Raw genomic sequence first — 22,935 nt, 5'->3', positions numbered from 1 at the left:
TGAAAAATCAGTCGCGCCAGCGACGGAAGATCAACGAAGTGTTGATGCCGCCGAAGGCGAAGTTGTTGCTCATCGCCAGTTCGGTTTCGAGGCGGCGGCCCTCCGCCGCGAGGTAGTCCAGCGGCGCGCAGCGCGGGTCGACTTCGGTCAGGTTCAGCGTCGGAGCGAACCAGCCGTCGCGCATCATCTCTATCGTCATCCAGGCTTCCAGCGCGCCGCAGGCGCCCAGCGTGTGGCCCATATAGCTTTTCAGCGAGGAGATGGCGACCTTTTCGCCGAAGACGCTGTGGGTCGCCTGGGATTCGGCCACGTCGCCCTGATCGGTGGCGGTGCCGTGGGCGTTGACGTAGGGGATGTCCGACGGGGCCAGGCCAGCGCCGTCCAGCGCCAGCCGTATCGCGCCGGCCATCGTCTCCGCCTGCGGATGGGTGACGTGCTGGCCGTCGCTATTGGTGCCGAAGGCGAGAATCTCGGCCAGGATGTCGGCGCCGCGGGCGCGGGCATGCTCCAGCTCTTCCAGAATCAGCGTGCAGGCGCCTTCGCCCAGCACCAGACCGTCCCGCTTGGCGTCGAACGGGCGCGGGGTCAGCGCGGGCGTGTCGTTGTGTTCGGTGCTGGTGGCGAACAGGGTGTCGAACACGGCCGCCTGGGTCGGATCCAGCTCCTCCGCGCCGCCGGCTATCATCGCCACCTGGCGGCCGCTCTGTATGGCCTCGAAGGCGTAGCCTATGCCCTGGCTGCCCGAGGTGCAGGCGCTGGAGGTCGTGATCACCCGGCCGGTCACGCCGAAGAATACGCCTATGTTCACCGGCGCGGTGTGCGACATCATGCGGATATAGGTGTTGGCGTTGATGCCCTCGGTGCTCTTGCACATCAGCATGCGGCCGAAATCGCCGATATTGGCCGGACAGCCGGACGATGAGCCGTAGGAGACGCCCATCTTGCCGCTTCGCAGCAGCGGATCGTTCAAGAGGCCGGACTGTTCCAGCGCCATTTCCGTCGCGCGGGTGGCCATCAGCGCGACGCGGCCCATGCTGCGCGTGGTCTTGCGGTTGTAGTGCGCGGGCAATTCGAATGGTGCGGCCGGCGCGCCGACCTGGGTGCCCAGGCCATCGTATTCGGCCCAGGGCGCCATGGTCCGCACGGCGTTGCGGCCGGACTGCAGCCACGATTTCACCGATGCCCAGTCATGGCCCAGAGGGCTGATGGCGCCGACGCCGGTAATCACGACGCGCTTCATCCTATCATCCCTCCATTGACCGAAATCACCTGGCGCGTGATATAGGCGGCATCCTCGCTGATCAGAAAGCTTACGGCGGCGGCGACTTCTTCCGGTTTGCCGACGCGGCGGCTCGGAATCATCTTCATCGCCTCTTCGAGCACGTGCGCTTCCATCATTTCGGTGTCTATCAGGCCGGGCGCCACGCAGTTTACGGTGATGGCCCGGCTGGCAAGCTCGACCGCCAGCGCCTTGGTGGCGCCGATCACGCCGGCCTTGGCGGCGCTGTAGTTGACCTGGCCGCGGTTGCCTATCAGGCCGGACACCGATGCCAGCGTGACGATGCGGCCCGGTTTGCGGCGGCGAACCAGCGGCATGGTCAGCGGCTGCAGCACATTGTAGAAGCTGCCCAGATCGGTATTGACCACCAGGTCCCAATCCTCGGGGGGCATCGCCGGGAAGGCGTTGTCTCGCGCCAGGCCGGCATTGCAAACCACGCCGTAATAGCAGCCGTGGCTTGCGATGTCGGCGAGCAGGGCCGCCGAGGCCGCCTCGCGGTCGGTGACGTCGAACTGCAGCACCCGGGCCTGGCGGCCCATCGCGGCGATTTCGGCGGCGACGGCATCGGCTTCGTCGCGGCGGCTGCGGCAATGCACCACCACGTCGTAGCCGTCGCGGGCCAGTCGCAGGGCGATTGCACGTCCTATGCCCCGGCTGGAGCCGGTTACCAGTACGGTTTGGTCGTTCATTGCATCGATTCCTTGATGAATTGTTCTGTGTCCGAAGGCTCGAAAACCTTCAGCTGCGCGGTGGCGAGCCGCTGGCCGGCGCTGTCTATGCCGCATTCGAACTGCCCTAGGCCGTTGTCGGCCAGGAATTGCAGTTCGATGCGAACTCGCAGCGGCGCATCGAATGCGAAAGCCGGCACCAGGGCCTGATAGCGGCGGCAGCCCAGCAGGAAGCCCACCTTGGGCGCCTCGCCGCGGGCCCTGGCCTGCAGGCCGGCCCAGGCGGCGATGGCCTGGGCCATGTATTCGATGCCGACCCAGCTTCCTATCTCGCCGTCTCGGCAGAAGAGCTGACCCGGCTTCGGCGTCACTTCGGCGACCAGGCTGCTGTCGTCGGCAAAGAGCACCCGATCCAGCAGGGACATGTCGCCGGAGTGGGGCACCAGGTGTTCGATGGCGGGAATCGCGTCGCTCATGGGGCGGCCTCCAGAATCAGGCAGGCATTGCTGCCGCCGAAAGCGAAAGAGTTGCTCAGCGCGCGCCGCGGCTGGCGCGACAGGCTTTGGCCGGGCCGCACCAAACGCAAGGGCGGGAGCTCGGGATCGGCCTCGCCGTCCCATTGATGGACCGGCAGCAGGCCTTCGGCGTTGTCCCGCAGCGTCAGCCAGCAGATGGCGGCCTCCAGCGCGCCGGCCGCGCCCAGCGTGTGGCCGGTCAATCCCTTGGTGGAGCTGGCCGGCACGTCGGCGCCGAACAGCTGGCTGACGGCCAGGCTTTCCATCGCGTCGTTCTGTCGGGTGGCGGTGCCGTGCAGATTGATGTAGTCGATGTCGGAAGGCGCGAGCGCCGCTCTTTCCAGCGCTTCCCGCATCGCCGACAGCGCGCCGCCGCCGCTCGGGTCCGGCGCGGAAATGTGGTGGGCGTCGGCGGTTTCCCCCCAGCCGGCCAGTCGGATCGGGCCTGGCTCCCGGCTCATCAGGAACAAGGCCGCGGCCTCGCCTATATGGATGCCGTCGCGGTTCCGGCTCATAGGATTGCAGCCGTTTGCGCCGACGGAGTCCAAGGCGGCGAAGCCGGCCACGGTGAATCTGCACAGCGAATCGGCGCCGCCGGCTATCACCGCGTCGCACTGGCCGCTTTTCAGCAGCCGCGCGGCGCTGGCCAGCGCCTTGGCGCTGGATGAGCAGGCGGTCGAGATCACCAGCGCCGGGCCGCCGGCGCCCAGAACCTCGCGCAACAGCATCGCCGGGGAACCGAGCTCCTGCTGGCCGGGGTGGAAGTCTGCCGGCAGCGTTCCGTTTGCGCGGCGGGCGAGGAAGGCATTCTCGCTTTCCCCGACGCCGGATGTGCTGGTGCCCAGAACGATGCCGACGCGGTTCGCGCCGAAGCGGGCGACGGCTTCGTCGATTTGCGGACGGATGTCTTCCAGCGCGGCCAGCAGCAGCGCGTTGTTGCGGCTGCGCAGCGGCAGCGGCAAATGGCCGGTCGGCGGTAGCGGGCCGTCGAACGGCGCCGACGGCCAGTCGCGGCCGTCCGGCAGCGCGAGGCGGGGGCGGGCGGCGTCGCTTGGCGGGGCGAACAGCGCCTCGCGCAGCGCCCGGTGGCCGCGGCCGGCGCTGCACAGCACGCCGAGATGGTTCAGGTAGACGTCGGTCGTCATGGTGTTTTCACTGCAATGGCGCGGAGTCTATGCTCAGGTGGTAGCCTTCGCGCCGGTTGGTCAATTCGCTATGCCCCAGCCAGGCCGGCGATGCCTGGCTCTCGATGCGCAGGGCCTCTTCGCCGTCTTGCCGCAGCACGCGCGCGCCGTTTTCCTCGCCCAGCGTCCAGCCGGCGGGCAGGGCGGCGCGCAGGGCCGGCAGCGGCCAGTAGGCCAGCTGGACGTCGCGGACGATGCGGGCCTCGTCGACGCTGGCGGGCAACAGCGGGCTGCGCTGGCTATGCAGCGCCTTGCCGTCCCAGCTCAGCGTCAGTATCCGCTGCCCCAGCGCCAGGCCGGCCAGCCTCAGCTGCGCGGCGTCGATTTCCAGCTGCACGTCCAGCGACGGCGACGCCTGGCCGTCGCGCGGGTTCAGCGGGCCGGCGCGCAGCCGCTGGGCCAGACTCAGCTCGGCGCCGAGACTGGCCGGTGAGAGCGCGAGCGCCGGCATGGCCGGGCGCGGCGGCGCGCTCTGGCAGGCGACCAGCAGCAGGGCGAGGACGAGCAGCGGCAGGCGGCGCATGTCAGTCGGCCCGTTCGAACTGCAGCAGCGTGTGGCAGTAGCCGATGCCGTCGCGCTCCGCGACCAGGCGCAGGCCGGCCTGTCGGCACAGGCGGATGTAGTCGTCGGCGCGGTATACCTTGCTGTTGCCGCTGGCCATCGCCGTGAAGTACGGCGAGGTGTTGATCAGGCAGTAGGCGGCGATATCGTATTTCTGCCTGTCCCACAGCGTGTCCAGAATCATCACCCGGCCGCCGGCGGCCAGCGCGGCGGCCGCCCGGCGCAGGATGCCGCCGATGACTTCTTCGCTGAAGCAGGACAGAAACTGGCTCATCCATACCACGTCCATGCCGGACGGGAAGTCCTGTGTGGAATCCAGCATGTCGGTGGGGTGCAGACTGGCACGCTGCGACAGACCGTTTTCTTCCAGCGTCTTTTCTATCACCGCCAGCTGGCCGGGCAGGTCCAGCAGATGCATTTCCACCTCGGGATCGTATGCCAGCGCGGCCAGCGTGAACTTGCCGGTATTGGCGCCGATGTCCATCAGCTTGCGCGGGCGCCGCGCGAAGACGTCGGGCAGGATTTCCGGAAACGAGGTGTCGGAATAATGGTGGTCGAAACGCAGCCAGCTGCTGCGGGCCGGCTCGGGCATCGTCGCCAGTCCCTGGTACAGCGTGTCCCATGAGCCCAGCGCGGCCAGGCCGTGCGGTTTTTCCTCGTCCAGCGACCGCTCCAGTTCGAACAGGCCCTGATAGCAGACATCGTGTATGAAATCGAGGTTGATCTGGGTGATGGGGTCGGACAGCAGGCAATAGCCGGTCTTGTCCAGCGCGTAACGGCCTGCACGCAATTCGACGACGCCTGCCGACAGACAGGTTTCCAGCAGCAGGTTCAGCGCATAACGGCTGAGCTTGCCGTCGGCGGCCAGCTCCTCCACGCTCCGGCCGCGCTCGCCGGCTTCGGCCAGGTTTTGCAGGATGCCGCGCTTCCATGCGAGGCGCACGCACTGGAAGACCACGGGGCCGAAGGCGATTTTCTGCGCGTCGAAACGCGCGTCCATCACCGATTGGCGCGCCGGGGCGAAACGTTTGTCTTGCAAGGTTTGAGAGCCGGTTTCCATTGTTTCTTCGTTTCTTGTTTTAGATTCTGGGGATGAACAGGGGGTTGAGCAGCCAGCACAGGCTGATGCCCAGCAGCATGGTCAGGCCGAAGGCGGCCAGCGCCGGCGTCGACGACAAGGCCAAGAGGCCGAAGGCGAGCAGCGTGCCGGCCGCGGCCAGCGTGACCGACAGGAAGGCGCGCGAATCGGCGTCGGCGAGCAGGAATACGCCGTAATCGACGCCCATGCCGAGGATCAGCAGCAGCGCGAGAATGGTGAACAGCTGCAGCGGCTGGCCGAGCAGCGCCAGCAGCGCCACCGTCAAGACGCTGGCCAGCAAGGTCGGCAGCAGCGCGCGCCAGGCGCGGCGGCCGAAACGGCGCCACAGCATGGCCAGCACCAGCAGATAGCTGGCGGCGATCACCCACGTCATCAGCTGGCGGTAGTGCCGCATCAGGCCGGAGATTTCCCCGACCTTGTCGATGAAGCGCACGCCGGCCGAGGCCGACGCGGCGGCGGCCAGCGCCGGCAAGGCGGCCGGGCCGGCCAGGCCGCGCAGCATCACGACGCTGGCGTAGCCCGTTCCGAAGCGGCCCAGCCATTGCGGACGCAGCGGCTCGGACACTGGCGCGGCCAGCCAGGCATCGATGGTCAGCGGCCGCAACGGCGGCAGGGACGCCTCGGGCGTCGCCTGCCCGAGCAGGCCGGCGGCCCTCTCCAGCACGCCGCCGGAAGCAAAGACCACGCGTTGAAGCAGCGCCCGGTCGGCGGACTGGCGCGATGCGGACGGCACCCAGTCGGATATCGCCTGCACGCCGGCGAGCTTCCCCGCCGCGATCAGCGGCGCCAGGCGCGCCTTCAGCGCCTCTTCGCGCTGAAGAACCTGCTCCGGACTGGCGCCGCTGACCACGAAGAACTGTCCGGGTCCGGCCATCTGCATCAGTTCGCCGACTCTGCGCTGGTCTTCCAGCAGCTGCCGCGGCGCGTTCTGCAGCGCGCGCACGTCGTCGTTGGCGTGCAGCCTGGCCAGGCCGGCCAGGCAGAGGGCGGCGGCAACGAGGGCGGATAGCGCGGTGAAGCGGTTGCGGCCCCAGCGCGGCCAGGCGTGTCGCCAGTTGCCGACGGTCCGGGAAAAACGATTGAACGGCATCTCGCCGCGATCGGCGAACGGCAGGCAGCACAGCACGGTGACAAAGGCCGCGAACAGGCCGGTCACGGAAAATACCGCCATCTGCCTCAGGCCGGGGAACGGCGCCAGCGCCAGCAGCCCGTAGCCGATCGAGGTGGTGGCGAAGGCCAGCCACATTGTCGAACGCTGACCGCGCAACATGGCCCAGCGGTCGTGCGCGGGCCGGCCCAGGCGATAGGCGTAGTAATTGTTGCCGTAGTTCTCGGCCACGCCTATCAGGCTGGCGCCGAACACCAGGGTGATCAGATGCAGCTTGCCGAACAGCAGCATGGTCAGCGATATGGCGCAAGCGAGGCCGGCGGCGATGGACAGCGTCACCAGGATGCGCGGCCGCACGCCGCTGAAGGCCAGCACCGTCAGCAGCAGGATGCCCAGCAGGGAGCCCGCGCCTATCGTGTGGACTTCCCGCTCGGCCTGAGTCGAGGCCGCGGCGGCGAACAGCGGCACGCCGGCTTCGATCACCCGCGCTTTCGGCGCGGCGGCAAGCGCCGCCCGGCGGGCTTTGGCCAGCGCCGGCAGCATCGCTTGCTGGGCCGACACCGAAAACGCCGGTCCCTGTTGTTCCAGCATCACCAATGCATAGTGATCGTCGCCGTCGGACAGCGACAGCCGGTCGTCGCGGACGCGCACCTTGCTCTGCGACGCCCGCTCGCCCAGCCATTGCCCGTACAGATTCAGCGGATCGTCCTGCCAGCGGCCCTGTCTGGGCATGCCCACAGGCTGGAACAGCGCGGCCGCGGCCTGCTCGGCTAGCATCGGGACCGGCGTGTCTTCCAGCCGGCGCCGCGCGTCGTCGCCGAGCAGCTGGGCGCGGTAGCCGGCATAGAAGCCCAGCCAGTCGCCGCTTTCGCGCGCGCCTATCCGGTAGCGCAGCGCCAGCGGCAGGCCGGAGGCGCGTATGGCCGCGGCGTAGGCGTCGGCGGCGCATCGCGCGTCGCTCCAGTCGGACGCGCCCAGCAGCGCCACCACGCGGCGCGCGCCGGCGTCGGCCAGCTGGCGCGTGGCGTCCTGCGCCGCCGCGTCCTGGCGGTTTTGCGGCAGCATCGCCAGGATGTCGGTTTCCAGCCGGGCGCCGCCGCCCAGCCACAGCCAGCCGTTGTGGCCGGCGACGACGAGCAGCAGGGCCAGCCAGGCGGCGGCCAGCCAACGGTGGGCGCGGGACGGGCCGCCGGACTCAGTCAAAGCGGGCCTCTTCGTCGCGGCTCAGCGCCGCGGGAACGGCGCTCTGGCCGCTGAATGCGATGCGGGTGGAGTCGCCGTTGCTTTCATCGATGGCGATGGAGCGGACATACTGGTCGCCGGACAGCTCGATCCGTTTCATGACCTTGCCCAGCGCGGCCTGTTTCGGCGTCAGCGTCAGCCGCCAAGACTTGCCGTCCTGTCCGCCGGCGATGGCGAAGTAGTTGTCCAGCGTTTGCAGATTGCCGCCCAGCAGCGAGAACATCAGTTCGTTGATGACCCGCACGGTGGGCTCCTTGGCGGCGGACAGCTGGAAGGACACGGCGCCGTTCTGGGTCGCGACGATTTCGCCGTGGGTGAGCCGGAGTTTGCTGGCGAACGGCTTCTGGGTGTCCCACAGCACGCCCTTGTCGCGGGAGACCAGGAAGACGCCGCGCGAGCGCAGCGGCTTGGCGAAGCCGTTCACCTGCTTGCTCTGTTCGAATGCGCCGCGCAACACCGCGGGACGGGCCAGCGTCTTGCCTATGGACGAGGCGAGGTCGGCGGCGCCGGCGGCCGGCGGCAGCAGCGCGAGGCAGGCGGATACGATCAGTTTTTTCACGGCGCAGGCACTCCCAGCTTTTCCCACAATACAGGCGGGCAGACGTAGAGCATCTCCTGGCTGGCGATGTCGACGGCCACCTGGATGGTGTAGGCGGTATTGATCTTGCGGCCGGTGGCGGCGTCGCGGATCAGATACGCTATCTTCAGCCGGTTTTCCCACTCGACTATGGTCGCCTCGATCGTCACTTTCTGGCCGAAGCGGATCGGCTGCACATACTTCAGCCGCATGTCGACGACGGGCCAGGCGTAGCCGGAGTCGCGCATCTGCGGATAGTTGTAATCGAAGCGTTCCAGCAGCGCGCAACGGGCGATTTCCAGGTATTTGACGTAATTGCCGTGCCAGACCACGTCCATCGGGTCCAGGTCGTGGAAGGCCGGCTCCAGCTCTATCGAGTGCGACAGTTCAGTCATACAGGCTCCAGGCGCGGGCGCGGATGGCCGCGATCAGCGCGACCAGTTCCTTGTCCAGCGCGCGGTCCTCGGCGATGCGCGGGATACGGTCGGCCAGATCCTGTTGCATCCGGACCAGCGCCGGGCTCAGCGACAGTTCGGCGATCTCGCCGCGCAGCTCCACGCCCTGGCGGGCGGTGATCAGCAGTGCCGCCAGCACCTGTTCGCTCAGTTCCAGCACCCGCAGCGCGTCGCGGGCGGCGATGGTGCCCATGCTGACCTTGTCCTGGTTGTGGCATTCGGTCGAGCGGGAGAACACCGAGGCCGGCATGGTCTGTTTCAAGGCCTCGGCGGTCCAGGCCGACACGCTGATCTGCAACGCTTTCAGGCCGTGGTTGATCGGCGCGCGGCCGGCCGGCGCGCCGCTGAGGTTGCTCGGCAGGCCGTGGTTGTAGCGGGTGTCGACCAGCAGCGCCATCTGGCGATCCATCAGGTCGGCCAGATTGGCCACGGCGTTTTTCAGGCCGTCCATCGCGAAGGCGATATGGCCGCCGTAGAAATGGCCGCCATGCAGCACACGCTCTTCGTCGGCGTCGATGATGGGATTGTCGTTGGCGCTGTTCAGCTCGTTTTCGATCAGCCCGCGCATGAAGGGCAGCGCGTCTTCCAGCACGCCGATCACGTGCGGCGCGCAGCGCAGCGAATAACGGTCCTGCAGCCGGCTGTCGTTGCGGCTGGGGCGGGGGGCGTCCAGGTCGGCGCGGATGCGGGCGGCGGCGCGCTGCTGGCCCGGATGCGGCTTGACCGCGAACAGCGCCTCGTCGAAGTGATGGGCGTTGCCGGCCGAGGCCACCACGTTCATCGCGGTCAGCCGGGCGGCGAGCCGCGAGGCGTAGTCGGCCCGCTGCCAGGCCAGGCAGGCCAGCGCGGTCATCACCGCGGTGCCGTTCATGATGGCCAGGCCCTCCTTCGGACGCAGCCTGAGCGGCGCCAGGCCGACGGCTCGGAGCGCGTCGGCGGCCGGGCGGCGCTGGCCGCCGAACATCACCTCGCGCTCGCCGCACAGCGCGGCGGCGACGTAGGACAGCGGGGTCAGGTCGCCGCTGGCGCCGACCGAGCCCTCGGCCGGGATCAGCGGCAGGATATCGTGTTCCAGCAGCGCCGCCAGCTGGGCCAGCAGCGCGTAGCTGACGCCGGATACGCCGCGGCACAGCGAGGCCAGCCGCACGGCCAGCACCGCGCGGGTCTCCTCGGCGTCGAGGAAGCGGCCGGCGCCGCAGCCGTGGTAGGTGTACAGATGATGGGGCAGTTCGCCCACCAGCTCGGCCGGAATCTCCACGGTGCAGGAGTCGCCGTAGCCGGTGGTGACGCCGTAGACCACGCCGTCCTCGGCCAGCAGGCGGTCGATGAATCGGCTGCCGCTGTCTATGCGCTGGCGGAAGGCCTCGTCGGCGGACAGGCGGGCGCGCTTGTCGCCGCGGGCGATGGCGTCGATGTCGGCCAGGCCGAGCCAGGAGCCGTCGAAGACGACTGCGTCGGTTTGCGTATTGCTCATGATGTCGATTTCTGGTCCCAGAACGGGAAAAAGTTGAACCAGTCGTAAGGCGAGGCGGCCAGCAGCCGGCCCAGCTCGTCGGCGTAGCGGGCGGCGTGGCGGGCCATCTCGGTCTCGCGGCCGAGGCGCGGCAGGCGGACTTCCCCGGCCAGCGGCAGGAAGCTCAGCCTGTAGCCCGGTCCGCCGCGCACGCAGGCCATCAGATACAGCGGACAGCGCAGCAAGTGGGCCAGCAGATAGGGGCCGCAGGGAAAGGGCGCATCGACGCCGAGAAAGGGCGCGCTGACGGTGCGGTCCCCCCGGACCGGCACGCGGTCGCCGGCGATGGCCACGATCTCGCCGGCGGCGATCTTCTCCTGTAGCAGCACCGCGGTGGCGGCATTGACGTCGGTGACCTCGATCAGCCGTACCGACTGCTGCGGATTGAGCCTGTCCAGCAGATCGTTGAAGCGGCGGGCGTGGCGGGTGTGCACCAGCACGTTCACCGTCACCTCGGGCGAGCGATCGGCCAGCGCGCGGCACAGCTCCAGGCAGCCGATGTGGGCGGTGACGATCAGCGCGCCGCGCCGTTGCCGCAGGCCGGCGATGATCTCATCCGCGCCGTCTATCGCCACCTTGTCCATCGGATAATGGCCGGCGGTGGACAAGAGCTTGTCCAGCATGGTGTCGGCGAAGCGCATCAGGTGGCGGAAGGTGTCCAGCCTGCCCGGCGCCCGGCCCAGCGCGCCGCTGTATGCCTGCAGCCTTTGCAGATATTGCAGCGAGGCTGCCCGGGCAGGGGCGCAGGCCAGCCAGTAGCAGGCGACGACCGGAAGCAGGCAGGCGCGGAACAGCCGCCGTCCCAGCAGGCGGTGGATCCAGTACAGCAGTGCGATGCCGGCGACGAAGGTGTTTTCGCCTATGCCGGCCCAGTGACGGGGCCGCTTCATCGCCCCACCTTGCGGGCCAGCAGCATCGGCATGCGCGGCAGCATGCCGAAGAACAGCTTGGCGTGCATGCGGCCGATGCGCAGATTGTCGCGCCACAATTGAAAGTGGGACACGCCGTCCAGCGGGTAGCTGACGCGGGTGGGCTGGTTGACGAAGCGCATGCCGCGCCAGCTCAGGCGCACCAGCACTTCGACGTCGAAATCCATGCGCAGGCCCAGCCTGGCCTGATCGAACAGCGGCACGGTGGCGGCCAGCGGGTAGACGCGGAAGCCGCACATCGCATCGGCGATGTCCAGCGACAGCGTGTTGATCCAGACCCAGACATGGGTGGCGTAGCGGCCGTAGCGGCGGCTCTTCGGCGCGTCGGCATCGTATAGCGGGCAACCGCAGATCAACGCCTCCGGATGGCGCCGGGCCAGGTCGAGGAAGCGCGGGACGTCGGCGCTGTCGTGCTGGCCGTCGGCGTCGATCTGCAGCGCGTGGCTGAAACCGAGTGCCTGCGCCGCGCGCAGCCCGGCTATCATCGCGCCGCCCTTGCCGCTGTTGAGCGGAAGGCGGACCAGATGGACGCGCTCGTCGCCGGCGGCCAGCGCGTCCAGCACGCCGGCGCAATAGGCGTCGCTGCCGTCGTCTACCAGCACGCAGGAAAGGTCCTGGGCGCGCAGCGCGGCAACGACGCGGCCGACCGCATCGCCATGGTTGTAGACGGGGACGACCGCGCAGATCAGCATGCCGGCTCCGAGAAACGCAATTTGCCGCTGGCGTGCGCATGCCCGTCGCTGGCGTAGCCGAAGCTGACGCAGCCGCGCTCGCGGTCGTGGCGCAGCTCCAGTCGCACGACGGCGCCCGGATCGATGATGCGCTGGAATTTCAGATTGTCTACGCCGCAGAAGGCCGGCGGCAGCTCGAACAGTTCGCGGGCGAAACGCACGCTCCAGTCCAGCTGGGTCACGCCGGGCAACAGCGGGAAGCCGGGGAAGTGGCCGGCGAAGTCCGGCAGCGAGGCCGCGGCCTCCACCAGCAGCACCGCGTGCTCGGCGGAGCGCTCCAGCAGCGTGGCGTGCGGGCGGCTCGGTTCGAACCACGACAGCAGCGTCGCCTGGGTGATCTTGCCCTGGGCGTTGACCGGCAGGCGGAAACCGTAGCGCCAATGGCGCGGCAGGGCCTCGGCGATCACGCTGTCCTTGATGCGGTCCAGCAGCGCGGCGGCGAAGGCGCGGCGGCCGACGCGCGCCAGTTCGGCCCAGCCGGCGGCGTTGGGCACCGCGGCGACGCCGAGCAGATCGCGCGCGCCGGGCAGCGGCAACGCGCGCAGCGCCTCGAACAGGCCGCCGGCAAGCAGGGCGTCTTCCACCGCGTCCAGCGACACGCGCTTCTCTTCCAGCTTGACGATGCGGTCGGCCCGGCCCAGCAGCGCGAAACCGCCGTCCTGGCCTCGCACCCGGTCGCTGGTCGCGTGCCAGCCGTCATCGGCCAGATGCGGGGAGCGCAGGGCCAGACTCTCGCCGGCTATCCTGATCTCAATGCCTGGCAGCGCTTGCCAGGCGTCGACGGCGCCCGGCTCGCGGCGTCGCCAGGCGATGCCGCCGGTTTCGGTGCTGCCGAATACCTCGTAAGGCGCCTGGCCCAGCGTTTCCCGGCAGTTTTGCAGCCCGGCCTCGTCCAGAGGGCCGCCCGACGAGAAGACCGCCGCCGGCCTGGCCGCCAGCCAGTCTAGATGGCGGGGGAGACGCTTCAGATGGGCCGGGCTGGCGATCAGCATGCAGGGCTGTCCGCCAAGCGCCGCGAGCAGGCTTTCCGGAAAGGCGTGGCGGCCGCAGGCGAACGGTCTGCCGGCGGCCAGCGGCCACAGCACTCGGAACAGCAGGCCGTAGATGTGCTGGTGCGAAACGGTGGCTTCGATCCGACAGCCCGCCGGAAGAGAACCGTCCCAGCGCTGCGACAGCGTGAGCGTTTCGGCGGCCAGCTGGCGCAAGGTCTTGGCTATGGTCTGAGGTTCGCCGGTGGAGCCGGAGGTGAACAATAGCAGGCCGCAGTCGTCGGCAAGCGGGGCGAAGGCTTCGTCGCCGTCCGCAGCCGGCCGCAGCTGGTCCAGTCTGGGCATGCCCAGCCGGGCGATGCGTTCGCGCGTGGCCGGCAGGTCGTCGGCAGGCAGGCAGACGGTCTTGCCTGCATGCCAGGCGCCCAGCAGCGCGGCGGCGAATTCGAAGCCGTCTTCCATGTGGAGGGAAACGGCGGTTTCCGGCAGACGGGCCAGCGCGGCGCGCCAGCGGGCGGCCAGGCGCCGCAAATCGGCGAAGGCGTGGCTCCGCTGTCCGGAATAGGCAACGGGATGGGCGTCGGCGCGGCCTGCGCTCAGCAGCCGCTGCAAGGGGAGGAAATCAGCCATGAAGAGTATTGCGGGATCGGATGCGTCGGCGCACCAGCCACTCGCCGGCGAACAGCGCGCCCATTAGCAGATAGGACACGCAGCCGTTGTAGGCGGCCCATGCGGCATTGTCCGCCCATAGCGCGGTAGCCAGCGACAGGCTGCCGTTGACGATGAAGAAGCCGCACCATATTTGGGTGACGGTGCGGGTGTAACGGACGCCGGCGGCATCCAGTTCCGGTTCGGTCAGGCGGGCCAGCCGTTCGACCACCGGAGGGCCGAAGCGCAGGCTGGCGGCGAAGACGGAGAACAGGACGGCGTTGACCAGCAATGGATAGAGTTTCAATGGCAGCAGGCCGTTGCCCAGCATGCTGAACGCGGCCAGCAGCAGCGTAGCGGCGCAGGCCCAGTACCATGCCCGTTGCCGCGTGCTCAGCGCGCGCAGCAAGGCGATGCAGACCAGCGCGCCGGCGAGCAGGCGCGGATCGACGCGTCCCTGGCCGAAATAGATCAGGAACGGGTAGCAGAGGGTCAGCAGGCCGGCCAGCGCAGTCGACATCGTTCAGCCGTTTTCCTGCATCAGGCCGTGCAGCGCGTCGACAACGTCCTGCAGCGTGCGCACCGACTTGAACACGTCCGGCTGCAGGCGCTTGCCGATCAGCGGGCGGAATTGCACGATCAGATCGACCGCATCGATGCTGTCGATGTCCAGGTCCTCGCGCAAGCGCGCGTCGGGACGGATGGCGTCGGCCTCTATCTCGAAAGTTTCCTGCAACACCTTGCTCAGGCGCTCGAAGAGTTCGTCTTTGGTCATGGCAGTCTCCGGGGTGAGTGGCTTGTTACAGTTTGCGGGCGCCGGCGACGAAGCTCGCCAGCGCGGCGATGCTGGCGAAGTGGCGGCGGGTTTCCTCGGCGTCCGGGGACAGCGTCACGCCGTAGCGTTTCTGCAGGGCCAGGCCGAGTTCCAGCGCGTCGATGGAGTCCAGCCCGAGGCCTTCTCCGAATAGCGGTGCATCGCTTGCGATATCGTCGACGGTGATGTCTTCGAGGTTCAGCGCGTCGATCAATAGCGTCTTGATCTCAAGTTCCAGGTTTTGCATGCGGTTTTGATTGGCTCAGGAAAAAATCGTGCAAATAATGGGTCAGGCTGCGGGCGGCGATCGCCTCGCCGCAGTCCCGGGTGAAGGGCTCGATCGGCAGATCGTCCCTGACTTCTATCGTGAAGCGTATCGGCCTCGCGGGAATGCGCCACCACGGCTGCCCCTTGGCGAGTCCGCGGGGTTCGCAGTGTATCGTGACCGGCGTGATGCTGCGCTGGCCGCGAACGGCGATATTGGCCGCTCCGCGCTGCAGTCTGATAGAGCCGTCGAGCGGCGTGCGGGTTCCCTCTGGGAAGATCACCAGATTGTTGCCGGCCCGCAGCGAGTGTATGCAATCCTGGATCAGCCCTTCGCTGGAGTCGTTGCAAATATAGCCGGACGCGCGGACGGGGCCCCGGGTGAACGGGTTTCGCGCCAGCGAGGATTTCACCACGCAATCGGCGTTGGGCAGCAGGGAAATCAGGAAGACCACGTCGATCAGCGTCGGATGGTTGGCCAGTATCAGCAGGCCGGAGCGGTCCAGCTTTTCCGCGCCGACGATGCGGTAGCTGAGCAGGCCCAGCGCGCGCATCAGGCGAACGAAAGTCGCGAAACTGACTTGCACGACGCGGCGGGACAGCCGGGCGCGTTTCCCGGCGTCGCGGACCAGCAGGAAGAGCAGCGGAAAGACGCTCAGCGAAAACAGCGCGCCGCCCAGCCCGAACACGGAAAAGGCGATGGCCGTGGCGAGCAGGCGCCATAAGTAGTTGCAGCGCTCAGCCATGTCGTTGCCAGAGCCAGGCGTGCTTGCCGCATTGATGATAGTGGGAGGCGGCGTCGCCGCGCAGAAAAGGCCAGGGATGGCCCTGGTCTTGTTGTTCATTTGGGGCGATGTCCAGGCTGATGCGGGGGCCTTGGTCGGAGAGCCGGACCACGCAGCCCCAGGCCTGCAATGACGGGGCGTCTGCTTCGTAGCCGGCGTAAGGCTCCGGCAGCGGGGCGTCGCAAGCGATCAGGCGCACGGACTCGGCGCCGTCGGCCAGCATGCCCAGCGCTTCGCAGAAGGCCGCCTCGACGGTTTCCGGGCCGGCCGCGATCGCGGTGTACTGGCCGCGGTGATTCGTGAGGATGCCGTGCAGCGCCGCGATCGCATTGTGCACCGACAGGCTGAACTGGGTCGGCGAGAGGCCTTCGCCTTCGCTGAGCTGGGTCAGCAGCTCGATGGAGCGGGCGATGTCGCCATAGCGCGATGCGTAAACCAGCGGCGCGTCGCCGTGCTCCTGCAGACCGAATGCGGCATGCAGCGAAGCCTTGCACAAGGGACTCATGCGGCGGCGCTGCATAGGGGGCACTTGGGGCAGGGGCGGCTGGCTTGTCTGACTATCGACCTCGGCGTGGCTGGGCCAGCTGATCAGCTTGTCGATGGAGAAATGCAGACTGGATGACATCGTGGCTTCATGCTTCTAAATGGAATTGCAAAAACTTGTAATATCGGTACGCAAACAAATGGTCTGCGATTTTACATTTATAAATAAAAAAAATGAAATCCAGGAACGATTTCGCGCCCACGGTGTCTCATCTCGCGTCCTGTGGACGCGAGGGCGTGGCGGAGTTGGAGGGTGTTATTCCATCGGAATGAAGGCTTCGCCGCGCATCAGCGGCCGCGCGGTGCGGGTCATCACCACCTCGTCTATGGTCCAGCCCAGCTCTCCCAGCCCCAGGACCGCCTCCAGCGTCTGCTGGCCGCTGGCGTGGCCGAAGGTCAGCGGCATGCCGCGCACCGCGCCGCCGGCCAGTTCCGCCGCCAGCGTGCCTTCGACGGCGCAGGCGCAGGCCAGCGCGATGGCGCCGGTGCCGGAGTAGGCGTGGTGCAGCCGCCGGCCCGACAGCACGCGGGCCTCGATCTGGCGATCCGGTTCTCGGCTGGGCGCCAGGAAGCTGATCCGGGGCGTGCCGGGCCGTTCGCGCTCGGCCTCGAAAATATCGGAGGCCAGGCCCATCGCCACCGACGCGGTCGCCCGCGCCAACTCCAGCCGGCGCAGCGCGGCCAGTTCGATCTCGCCGTTGCGCTCGTGGCCTTGCAGGCCGAAATCGCGCGCGCGGACGAACAGGGTCGGGTTGCCGGCATCGACCAGCGTCGCTTCTACATGACTGCCGTCCGGCAGCTTGAGCTCGTCTATCAGCCTGCCGGTCGGAAAGAGTTCGCCGGAGCAGCCGCCCACCGGGTCCAGGAAGCGCAGCCGGATCGGCGCGCCCGGCGTGGCGATGCCGTCTATGCGGAAGTCGCCCTGCCATACCGGCTGGCCGTGGAAGATCTCCAGTTCGGCCAGGATGCGCTTGCCGACATTGGCCTGCCAGATCGACAGGGTGGCGACGCCGTCTCCCGGCCGCGCCAGCCCCTCCATCACAGCGAACAGCGGCACCGCCGACGCCAGATTGCCGCAATTGCCGGACCAGTCTATCCGCGCCTCGCGCAGGGCGACGTGGCCGAACAGGCAGTCGACGTCGCAATCGTCGCGGCGCGACGGGCTCAGGACGACCACCTTGCTGGTGCTGGACAGGCCAGCCCCCAGTCCGTCGAGCTGCAGCCCGTGCGGGTCGGGGCTGCCGAGCGCGCGCAGCAGCATCGGCTCCCAGCATTCGGTGTCGTCGGGCAGCGCGTCGGCGCGAATGAACAATCCCTTGCTGGTGCCGCCTCGCATCAGCATGGCGGGCAGGCGGTAGACGTTGTCCATCAGCGTCTCTCCCATTGCTCCTTGCAGTTGGCGATGACTTCGGTCCGGGCCGCGTCCAGCGTGGCGGGAATCGCGGCCTTGTCGACGCAGGCGGCGGCTATGGCGCCGGCATCAATTTTCAGCGTAGCAGCCAGCAGCTCGGCGAGATAGTCTTTCTGCGGATACGGGGCGTTTTCGAAATGCAGCCGGCCGCGCGCATCGGCCAGGCAGGCGTCCAGCATCAGCAGGAAACGCTCGGGGCGCCGCAGCGCGTCGCAGTCCTTGAACAGCCGCAGCACGGTGGCGGGCCGCAGTTGCAGGGCCTGGTGTACCTTGGTGTGGTGGACCAGGGTGATGTGGGCCAGGTCGCGGCAGTCGCTGGGCACGCGCAGCCGGCGGCACAGCTCGGACAGCGGCGCGATGCCGCGTTCCTCGTGGCCGATATGGCGCGGCAGCACCTCGTCCGGCGTCAGCGCCTTGCCGAGGTCGTGGCCCAGCGCGGCGAAGCGGACCGCCAGCGGGTAGCCGGCGGCGGCGGCATAGTCCAGCACCCGCATCGTGTGGTCGCCGCAGTCGATTTCCGGATGGTAGTCGGCGCGCTGCGGCACGCCGAACAGCGCGTCCACCTCCGGGAGCACGCGCGCCAGCGCGCCGCATTCGCGCAGCGTCAGCAGCATCCGGGACGGCTTGTCCTCCATCAGGCCCTTGGCCAGTTCCTGCCATACCCGTTCGGCCACCAGCGCGTCCACCTCGCCGTCGTCGACCATGCGCCGCATCAGCGCCATCGTCTCCGGCGCCACCGCGAAGTCGAAGCGGGCGGCGAAGCGCGCCAGCCGCAGGATGCGCACCGGGTCTTCGGCGAAGGCCGGGCTGACGTGGCGCAGCAGGCGCGCCTTCAGGTCCTCCTGTCCGCCGTACGGGTCGGTCAGGCTGCCGTCGGCCGCTTCGGCGATCGCGTTGATGGTCAGGTCGCGCCGGGCCAGGTCCTCCTCCAGCGTCACGTCGGGCGAGGTGTGGAAAGTGAAGCCGTGGTAGCCTCTGCCGATCTTGCGCTCGGTGCGGGCCAGCGCGTATTCCTCATGCGTCTCAGGGTGCAGGAAGACCGGAAAATCCTTGCCGACCGGGCGGTAACCGCGCGCGAGCATCTCGTCCGGGCTGGCGCCGACGACGACCCAGTCCCTGTCCTTGACCGGCAGATTCAGCAGGCGGTCGCGCACGGCGCCGCCGACGATGTAAATCTCCATCTCAGCGCGCCGCCTTCGTCCGGTAGCCGGACATGGTGTCGTTGCGGTCGCGGCCGGCCAGCCAGTCCGGGGCCAGCGCCGACAGCGCGGCGGGCTCGAAGCCCAGCAGTTCGGAAGGGAAGGGCCGGTCGCTGACGTTGTCCCGGCGCAGCGAGCGCACATTGTCGCGGCTCATCAGCGTCGGGCCCGGCAGCCATTCCATCAGCGCGGCCTGCAGCATCGCCAGGCCGTCGGGCAGGCCCAGCACCGGCCGCGGGTGGCCGCTGGCGCGTCCGGCCAGCCGGGCCAGCGCCGCCAGCGTGTAGATTTCCGGGCCGGCCAGGTCGAGCTTGCGGCCGACGGTTTCGCCGCGTGCCAGGCTTTCGCAGGCGGCGCGGGCGACGTCGTCGACCCAGACCGGCGCCATTCTGCAGCCGGCGCCGGCCAGCGGCAGCACTGGCAGCAGTCTTTGCAAATCGGCGAACATATTGAGGAAGGCGTCGTCCTGTCCGAAGACCACCGACGGGCGCAGTATGGTCCAGTCCAGGCCGCTGGACTCGACGGCCAGCTCGCCGAGCGCCTTGGTCTGCTGGTAGTCGCTGGGCGCGTCCTGGGCCGCGCCCAGCGCGCTGATGTGCAGCAGCCGGCGCACGCCCTGCCGGCGGCAGGCGGCGGCGATCTTCTCCGGCAGTTCGGCGTGCGCCTTTTCGAACTGGGCCCGGCTGCCGTGCAGGATGCCGACCATGCTGATCACGGCGTCGTGGCCGGCGACCAGCCGCGCGAGTTCCGCCGGGTCGTGGATGTCGGCGCGAACCAGCTCGGCCGACGGCAGTACGCGAAAGCCGGGCAGGTCGGTCCGGCGGCTGGCGACGGTCAGCCGGTGGCCGAGGCCGGCCAGCCGGGCGGCCAGGTGGCGGCCGATGAAGCCGCTGCCGCCTATCAGGCAAATCTTTTGCGTGCTCATTCGATTTTCCTCAGCGGGCCGGCACCACGCCCATGCGGTTCTTCAGCGAGATATTGGCGTGGCCGAAGGTGCTGGAGTAGTAGGCGGCGTTGGCCATCACTTTCTGCACGTAGTCGCGGGTCTCGCTGAACGGGATGGTTTCGGCGTAGATGGTGCCGTCCAGCGGCCGGTCGGCCTGCCAGTTGCGGGCGCGGCCCGGGCCGGCGTTGTAGGCGGCGGTGGCCATCACCATATTGCCGGACAGATTGTCCAGCACGTAGCGCAGATACCAGGTGCCGAGCTGGACGTTGGTGTCGATGTCGTTGACGGCGAAATGGGTCAGCCCTATCTTCTTGGCCGCCCATTTGGCGGTGGCAGGCATCAGCTGCATCAGGCCGGAGGCGCCGACGCCGGAGCGCGCCATCGTGATGAAGCGGCTTTCCTGGCGGATCAGGCCATAGACCCAGGCGTCGTCGATGTCGAGCTGGCCGGCGTATTTACGCGTGATCTCGCGATACGGCGTCAGGTAGCGCAGCGAGAAATCGTGCTCTTCCTTGGTGCGCTCCGCGCTGTAGATGGCCATGTCGTAAAAGCCTTCCTTGCGCGCGATCTCGGCGGCGGCCAGCAATTCCATGTCGTCGCGGCCGCGCATCGCCCAGCGCCACTCGCGCTGCGCGTCGGTGCGGAATTCGGGCTTGGTGTAGACCTCGGCGACGGCCAGCAGCGCCAGCGAGCGGCGTATCGCCGGGTCCGCCCGCATCTGGCTTACCTCGTCCGGGCCCGGCGTGCCCTTGCTGGCGGAGGCGGACAGGCTGTTGCCCAATTCCTCCAGCGACAACAGCGCGTAATAGCTGTGGCCGACGCTGGCCAGGCTGAACAGCGGCGCCGCCTCGACCGGCCGTCCCTGCTGCTTCAGCGAGCGGGCCAGCCAGTAGCGCCAGGCCGGGCGGGACGATACCGCCTGCGGCATGCGGCGGATGATGCCGTCCAGCTGCGTCCATTGCTCGAGCCGCAGCGCCGATCGCGCCCACCATTCCCATTGTTCGGTGGTCAGCTGGCGCGGATCGGCCTTGTCGAACCATTGCAGGGCCTGGCCGGCCAGTTGCTTGCGCGCCGACAACAGCGCCAGCTGGCCCCAGCCGAAGCCGCGGCGGTCCGGCGTCATCTCCGGCGCGGCGCGCAGCAGCGCGGAGGCGGCGCCGTCCAGGTCGGTCTTGCCCTTGCGGACGATGTCGTACAGCACGGCTTCCTGGCCGCCCGGCGTCGCCAGGTTGGCATAGGCCGGCTTGTTCAGCGCGGCGTTGTCCAGCGGCAGCTGGGTGTCGGCGGCGAGTTGACGCGCCTGGCTGACGAAGTTGCCGGCCAAGAGCAGCCGGGTGCGGCGCCACAGCCAGTCCTGGTCGATCAGGCTGCGGGCATAGGCGCCCTCTATCAGCCGGTTGCAGCCGTCCGGCGCCGACTTGCCTTCGAGGAAGCGGTCCAGATTGTCCGGCTTCTGGCCCTGGCGCAGCAGCATCAGTTGGCCGTAGCAGCCGGACTCCTCGTCGCGGCCTTCCTCCGGCAGCTTCTTCCACTCCTCGGCGAAGCTCGTCCAGTTTTCGCGCTGGCCCAGTTTCTTCACCCATTCATTGCGTATGCGTTCGGCCATCAGGCCGCCCGGGGCCCGCGCCAGGAAGCGCATCACCTCGACGTCGTCGTTGCGGTCCAGCGCCTTCCAGGCGAGCCAGTAGGCCGGATAGTCCTTCAGCGGGTAGGAGGCCGGCAGGCTGTCGCCGAGCTGGGCCAGCCGCGCAAGGTCGTTGGCGCGGTAGGCGTCGCGGGCGGCGAGCAGCGTGTCGTCGGGGCCGGCGAGGGCCGGCAGCGCGGCACCGAGGGCCAGGCCCATGGCGGCCAGGCGGAAGGTGGAGGTCAGGACTTTCATGTGCATTCCGTGTGGTGGGTGGTGGCCGCGTCGCGGCCGCTGCGGACGGAGGCCGTCCGCGCGCATCGATATTTTTCACTATGACAGGCGGCGGCGCGTCGCGCTGGCTTTCGCGCCGGTCCGCCGCCGCTCAATTTCCGGCCTCGGCCTGGTAGAACTCGATCGGCAGCTGGTCGGGGTCGGCGCAGAAGAAAAAACGCGCGCCGGTGTATTCGTCTATCCGCAATGGCTCGACGGCGACGCCGTCGGCCCGCAATCGCTCGCGCATCGCCGCCGCGTCGTCGCAGGCCAGCGCCAGGTGGCGCAGGCCGCAGGCTTCCGGCCGGGTCGGCCTCGGCGGCGGGGCGGGGAAGCTGAACAGCTCTATCCGGCCGCCTCCGGGCAGGGCCAGGTCCAGTTTCCAGGACTGTTTTTCCTCGCGCCAGTTCTCGGCGATCACCTCCAGGCCGAGGACGCGGTGGTAGAAGTCGCGCGAGCGGGCGTAGTCGGAGGCGATGATGGCGATATGGTGCAGGCCGGTGATATGCATGGCTGTTGAGGCTGGGTGTTGCCGGATGCCGCCATTTTAGCGTCGCGGCGGGCGGGCTGCCCAGTCGCGGCGGTGCCTATTGATAAAGACAATCAAGTCTCTTTGGACAATCAATTAGACGAATTTGCCCTTGGCTATCAGAATCCACCCATCGATTGAATTTAACCGAAGTCAACCCAGGAGATAAGCATGCTGCAAAACCGTGAAGGCCAACGCGTACCGAACGTCACTTTCCGCATCCGCGAAAACAACGAGTGGAAGAACGTCAGCACCGCCGAGCTGTTCGCCGGCAAGACCATCGCCTTGTTCTCGCTGCCGGGCGCGTTCACGCCGACCTGCTCGTCCACCCACCTGCCGCGCTACAACGAACTGGCGCCGGCATTCCGCGCCAACGGCGTCGACGCCATCCTGTGCGTGTCGGTCAATGACACCTTCGTGATGAACGAATGGGCCAGCGACCAGGAAGCCGCCAACATCGTGATGATCCCGGACGGCAACGGCGAGTTCACCGAAGGCATGGGCATGCTGGTCGACAAGGCCGACCTGGGCTTCGGCAAGCGCAGCTGGCGCTATTCGATGCTGGTCAAGGACGGCGTGGTGGAAAAGATGTTCATCGAACCGCAGGAGCCGGGCGATCCGTTCAAGGTGTCCGACGCCGACACGATGCTGGACTACATCAACCCGAGCGCGAAGAAGCCCGACCAGGTCGTGGTGTTCACCAAGGTCGGTTGCCCGCACTGCGCGCGCGCCAAGGCCGTGCTGAGCGAAAACGGCTATGAATTCGTCGAGGTGCCGCTGGACAACAAGGTGCGCGGCAAGGTGCTGGGCGCCGTGTCCGGCAAGATGACCGCGCCGCAGGTGTTCATCAACGGCGAGCTGATCGGCTCGGCCGACGAAGTGGAAAAGCGCTTCGCCAAGTAAGACGTTCGTGCCGATGGCTTCGGGCCCTGACGCCATCGGCAATCTTTGGGCCGGTACTCCTGCCGGCCGTTTTTTCCAGCCGGGATGCGGGACGACATGTCCATCATCGGCCGCGTGCCGTGCCGCATCCCCGCCAGATAGAGGA

General features: G+C 68.3%; 24 protein-coding genes. 1 reads left to right on the top strand and 23 read right to left on the bottom strand.

The genetic code is table 11. The annotated features are described in order from the left end of the window. Nucleotides 1-7 precede the first annotated feature (7 nt). The 23 genes from WNM05_RS13320 to gloA2 form a co-directional block, all read right to left on the bottom strand. Complete coding sequence (locus WNM05_RS13320) at nucleotides 8-1,240, bottom strand: beta-ketoacyl-ACP synthase (protein ID WP_434627338.1); 1,233 nt, start codon at nucleotides 1,238-1,240, stop codon at nucleotides 8-10. Then, nucleotides 1,237-1,968, bottom strand: a complete 732-nt coding sequence (gene fabG / locus WNM05_RS13315) for a 3-oxoacyl-ACP reductase FabG (protein ID WP_434627336.1) — start codon at nucleotides 1,966-1,968, stop codon at nucleotides 1,237-1,239. The genes WNM05_RS13320 and fabG overlap by 4 nt, the downstream gene beginning before the upstream one ends. Continuing rightward, nucleotides 1,965-2,423, bottom strand: a complete 459-nt coding sequence (locus tag WNM05_RS13310; RefSeq protein WP_434627334.1) for an ApeP family dehydratase — start codon at nucleotides 2,421-2,423, stop codon at nucleotides 1,965-1,967. The genes fabG and WNM05_RS13310 overlap by 4 nt, the downstream gene beginning before the upstream one ends. After that, entirely contained in the window at nucleotides 2,420-3,607 is a 1,188-nt protein-coding gene (locus WNM05_RS13305) for a beta-ketoacyl-ACP synthase (RefSeq protein WP_434627332.1), read from the bottom strand. The genes WNM05_RS13310 and WNM05_RS13305 overlap by 4 nt, the downstream gene beginning before the upstream one ends. A 7-nt stretch (nucleotides 3,608-3,614) precedes the next feature. Next, nucleotides 3,615-4,169 carry a DUF3261 domain-containing protein gene (locus tag WNM05_RS13300; protein WP_434627330.1) on the bottom strand — a complete coding sequence of 185 codons (555 nt, stop codon included), beginning with the start codon at nucleotides 4,167-4,169 and terminating at the stop codon, nucleotides 3,615-3,617. A 1-nt stretch (nucleotide 4,170) separates the two neighbouring features. After that, on the bottom strand, nucleotides 4,171-5,268 hold the full coding sequence (locus WNM05_RS13295) for a class I SAM-dependent methyltransferase (protein ID WP_434627328.1): 1,098 nt from the start codon (nucleotides 5,266-5,268) through the stop codon (nucleotides 4,171-4,173). 19 nt (nucleotides 5,269-5,287) lie between these two features. Beyond that, a complete protein-coding gene (locus WNM05_RS13290; protein WP_434627326.1) occupies nucleotides 5,288-7,618 on the bottom strand; it encodes an MMPL family transporter in 2,331 nt (776 codons plus the stop codon). Then, nucleotides 7,611-8,216: an outer membrane lipoprotein carrier protein LolA gene (locus WNM05_RS13285; protein WP_434627324.1), complete on the bottom strand. Its 606-nt coding sequence runs from the start codon at nucleotides 8,214-8,216 to the stop codon at nucleotides 7,611-7,613. The genes WNM05_RS13290 and WNM05_RS13285 overlap by 8 nt, the downstream gene beginning before the upstream one ends. Then, nucleotides 8,213-8,629, bottom strand: a complete 417-nt coding sequence (locus WNM05_RS13280) for an acyl-CoA thioesterase (RefSeq protein ID WP_434627322.1) — start codon at nucleotides 8,627-8,629, stop codon at nucleotides 8,213-8,215. Before WNM05_RS13280 ends, WNM05_RS13285 begins: the two co-directional genes overlap by 4 nt. Next, nucleotides 8,622-10,163: an HAL/PAL/TAL family ammonia-lyase gene (locus tag WNM05_RS13275; protein WP_434627320.1), complete on the bottom strand. Its 1,542-nt coding sequence runs from the start codon at nucleotides 10,161-10,163 to the stop codon at nucleotides 8,622-8,624. Before WNM05_RS13275 ends, WNM05_RS13280 begins: the two co-directional genes overlap by 8 nt. Beyond that, nucleotides 10,160-11,092, bottom strand: a complete 933-nt coding sequence (locus WNM05_RS13270) for an acyltransferase (protein ID WP_434627318.1) — start codon at nucleotides 11,090-11,092, stop codon at nucleotides 10,160-10,162. The genes WNM05_RS13275 and WNM05_RS13270 overlap by 4 nt, the downstream gene beginning before the upstream one ends. Next, nucleotides 11,089-11,823 carry a glycosyltransferase family 2 protein gene (locus WNM05_RS13265; RefSeq protein WP_434627316.1) on the bottom strand — a complete coding sequence of 245 codons (735 nt, stop codon included), beginning with the start codon at nucleotides 11,821-11,823 and terminating at the stop codon, nucleotides 11,089-11,091. The genes WNM05_RS13270 and WNM05_RS13265 overlap by 4 nt, the downstream gene beginning before the upstream one ends. Next, entirely contained in the window at nucleotides 11,817-13,481 is a 1,665-nt protein-coding gene (locus WNM05_RS13260; RefSeq protein ID WP_434627314.1) for an AMP-binding protein, read from the bottom strand. The genes WNM05_RS13265 and WNM05_RS13260 overlap by 7 nt, the downstream gene beginning before the upstream one ends. Next, a complete protein-coding gene (locus WNM05_RS13255; protein ID WP_434627312.1) occupies nucleotides 13,474-14,019 on the bottom strand; it encodes a hypothetical protein in 546 nt (181 codons plus the stop codon). The genes WNM05_RS13260 and WNM05_RS13255 overlap by 8 nt, the downstream gene beginning before the upstream one ends. A 3-nt stretch (nucleotides 14,020-14,022) precedes the next feature. Further along, a complete protein-coding gene (locus tag WNM05_RS13250; protein WP_101708047.1) occupies nucleotides 14,023-14,274 on the bottom strand; it encodes an acyl carrier protein in 252 nt (83 codons plus the stop codon). Nucleotides 14,275-14,299: 25 nt separating this feature from the next. Beyond that, nucleotides 14,300-14,560: a phosphopantetheine-binding protein gene (locus WNM05_RS13245; protein ID WP_434627310.1), complete on the bottom strand. Its 261-nt coding sequence runs from the start codon at nucleotides 14,558-14,560 to the stop codon at nucleotides 14,300-14,302. After that, nucleotides 14,541-15,323 carry a lysophospholipid acyltransferase family protein gene (locus WNM05_RS13240; protein ID WP_434627308.1) on the bottom strand — a complete coding sequence of 261 codons (783 nt, stop codon included), beginning with the start codon at nucleotides 15,321-15,323 and terminating at the stop codon, nucleotides 14,541-14,543. The genes WNM05_RS13245 and WNM05_RS13240 overlap by 20 nt, the downstream gene beginning before the upstream one ends. Then, on the bottom strand, nucleotides 15,316-15,987 hold the full coding sequence (locus tag WNM05_RS13235) for a beta-ketoacyl synthase chain length factor (protein ID WP_434627306.1): 672 nt from the start codon (nucleotides 15,985-15,987) through the stop codon (nucleotides 15,316-15,318). Before WNM05_RS13235 ends, WNM05_RS13240 begins: the two co-directional genes overlap by 8 nt. Before the next feature lie 174 nt (nucleotides 15,988-16,161). After that, on the bottom strand, nucleotides 16,162-17,289 hold the full coding sequence (locus WNM05_RS13230) for a 2-methylaconitate cis-trans isomerase PrpF family protein (RefSeq protein ID WP_434627304.1): 1,128 nt from the start codon (nucleotides 17,287-17,289) through the stop codon (nucleotides 16,162-16,164). Then, complete coding sequence (locus WNM05_RS13225; protein ID WP_434627302.1) at nucleotides 17,274-18,497, bottom strand: multifunctional CCA addition/repair protein; 1,224 nt, start codon at nucleotides 18,495-18,497, stop codon at nucleotides 17,274-17,276. Before WNM05_RS13225 ends, WNM05_RS13230 begins: the two co-directional genes overlap by 16 nt. A 1-nt stretch (nucleotide 18,498) precedes the next feature. After that, entirely contained in the window at nucleotides 18,499-19,440 is a 942-nt protein-coding gene (locus WNM05_RS13220) for a complex I NDUFA9 subunit family protein (RefSeq protein WP_434627300.1), read from the bottom strand. Nucleotides 19,441-19,450: 10 nt separating this feature from the next. Continuing rightward, nucleotides 19,451-21,340, bottom strand: a complete 1,890-nt coding sequence (locus WNM05_RS13215; RefSeq protein ID WP_434627298.1) for a transglycosylase SLT domain-containing protein — start codon at nucleotides 21,338-21,340, stop codon at nucleotides 19,451-19,453. 130 nt (nucleotides 21,341-21,470) lie between these two features. Next, nucleotides 21,471-21,869 carry an SMU1112c/YaeR family gloxylase I-like metalloprotein gene (gene gloA2, locus WNM05_RS13210; protein ID WP_434627296.1) on the bottom strand — a complete coding sequence of 133 codons (399 nt, stop codon included), beginning with the start codon at nucleotides 21,867-21,869 and terminating at the stop codon, nucleotides 21,471-21,473. Between the two features lie 189 nt (nucleotides 21,870-22,058). Between gloA2 and WNM05_RS13205 the strand changes: the two genes are divergently transcribed. Further along, nucleotides 22,059-22,790, top strand: a complete 732-nt coding sequence (locus tag WNM05_RS13205) for a redoxin family protein (RefSeq protein WP_434627294.1) — start codon at nucleotides 22,059-22,061, stop codon at nucleotides 22,788-22,790. Nucleotides 22,791-22,935: the final 145 nt, after the last annotated feature.

Origin of the sequence: Chromobacterium sp. CV08 (assembly GCF_051129845.1) — a bacterium.
Taxonomy (GTDB): domain Bacteria; phylum Pseudomonadota; class Gammaproteobacteria; order Burkholderiales; family Chromobacteriaceae; genus Chromobacterium.
The sequence above is the reverse complement of the archived record's forward strand: the minus strand, read 5'-3'. Positions and strand labels throughout refer to the sequence as shown.

Excerpts from the sequence above, each read along its gene's own strand:
- WNM05_RS13320 (WP_434627338.1), bottom strand. The coding sequence starts at position 1,240 with ATGAAGCGCGTCGTGATTACCGGCGTCGGCGCCATCAGCCCTCTGGGC.
- fabG (WP_434627336.1), bottom strand. The coding sequence starts at position 1,968 with ATGAACGACCAAACCGTACTGGTAACCGGCTCCAGCCGGGGCATAGGA.
- WNM05_RS13310 (WP_434627334.1), bottom strand. The coding sequence starts at position 2,423 with ATGAGCGACGCGATTCCCGCCATCGAACACCTGGTGCCCCACTCCGGC.
- WNM05_RS13305 (WP_434627332.1), bottom strand. The coding sequence starts at position 3,607 with ATGACGACCGACGTCTACCTGAACCATCTCGGCGTGCTGTGCAGCGCC.
- WNM05_RS13300 (WP_434627330.1), bottom strand. The coding sequence starts at position 4,169 with ATGCGCCGCCTGCCGCTGCTCGTCCTCGCCCTGCTGCTGGTCGCCTGC.
- WNM05_RS13295 (WP_434627328.1), bottom strand. The coding sequence starts at position 5,268 with ATGGAAACCGGCTCTCAAACCTTGCAAGACAAACGTTTCGCCCCGGCG.
- WNM05_RS13280 (WP_434627322.1), bottom strand. The coding sequence starts at position 8,629 with ATGACTGAACTGTCGCACTCGATAGAGCTGGAGCCGGCCTTCCACGAC.
- WNM05_RS13275 (WP_434627320.1), bottom strand. The coding sequence starts at position 10,163 with ATGAGCAATACGCAAACCGACGCAGTCGTCTTCGACGGCTCCTGGCTC.
- WNM05_RS13270 (WP_434627318.1), bottom strand. The coding sequence starts at position 11,092 with ATGAAGCGGCCCCGTCACTGGGCCGGCATAGGCGAAAACACCTTCGTC.
- WNM05_RS13265 (WP_434627316.1), bottom strand. The coding sequence starts at position 11,823 with ATGCTGATCTGCGCGGTCGTCCCCGTCTACAACCATGGCGATGCGGTC.
- WNM05_RS13260 (WP_434627314.1), bottom strand. The coding sequence starts at position 13,481 with ATGGCTGATTTCCTCCCCTTGCAGCGGCTGCTGAGCGCAGGCCGCGCC.
- WNM05_RS13255 (WP_434627312.1), bottom strand. The coding sequence starts at position 14,019 with ATGTCGACTGCGCTGGCCGGCCTGCTGACCCTCTGCTACCCGTTCCTG.
- WNM05_RS13250 (WP_101708047.1), bottom strand. The coding sequence starts at position 14,274 with ATGACCAAAGACGAACTCTTCGAGCGCCTGAGCAAGGTGTTGCAGGAA.
- WNM05_RS13245 (WP_434627310.1), bottom strand. The coding sequence starts at position 14,560 with ATGCAAAACCTGGAACTTGAGATCAAGACGCTATTGATCGACGCGCTG.
- WNM05_RS13240 (WP_434627308.1), bottom strand. The coding sequence starts at position 15,323 with ATGGCTGAGCGCTGCAACTACTTATGGCGCCTGCTCGCCACGGCCATC.
- WNM05_RS13235 (WP_434627306.1), bottom strand. The coding sequence starts at position 15,987 with ATGTCATCCAGTCTGCATTTCTCCATCGACAAGCTGATCAGCTGGCCC.
- WNM05_RS13230 (WP_434627304.1), bottom strand. The coding sequence starts at position 17,289 with ATGGGAGAGACGCTGATGGACAACGTCTACCGCCTGCCCGCCATGCTG.
- WNM05_RS13225 (WP_434627302.1), bottom strand. The coding sequence starts at position 18,497 with ATGGAGATTTACATCGTCGGCGGCGCCGTGCGCGACCGCCTGCTGAAT.
- WNM05_RS13220 (WP_434627300.1), bottom strand. The coding sequence starts at position 19,440 with ATGAGCACGCAAAAGATTTGCCTGATAGGCGGCAGCGGCTTCATCGGC.
- WNM05_RS13215 (WP_434627298.1), bottom strand. The coding sequence starts at position 21,340 with ATGAAAGTCCTGACCTCCACCTTCCGCCTGGCCGCCATGGGCCTGGCC.
- gloA2 (WP_434627296.1), bottom strand. The coding sequence starts at position 21,869 with ATGCATATCACCGGCCTGCACCATATCGCCATCATCGCCTCCGACTAC.
- WNM05_RS13205 (WP_434627294.1), top strand. The coding sequence starts at position 22,059 with ATGCTGCAAAACCGTGAAGGCCAACGCGTACCGAACGTCACTTTCCGC.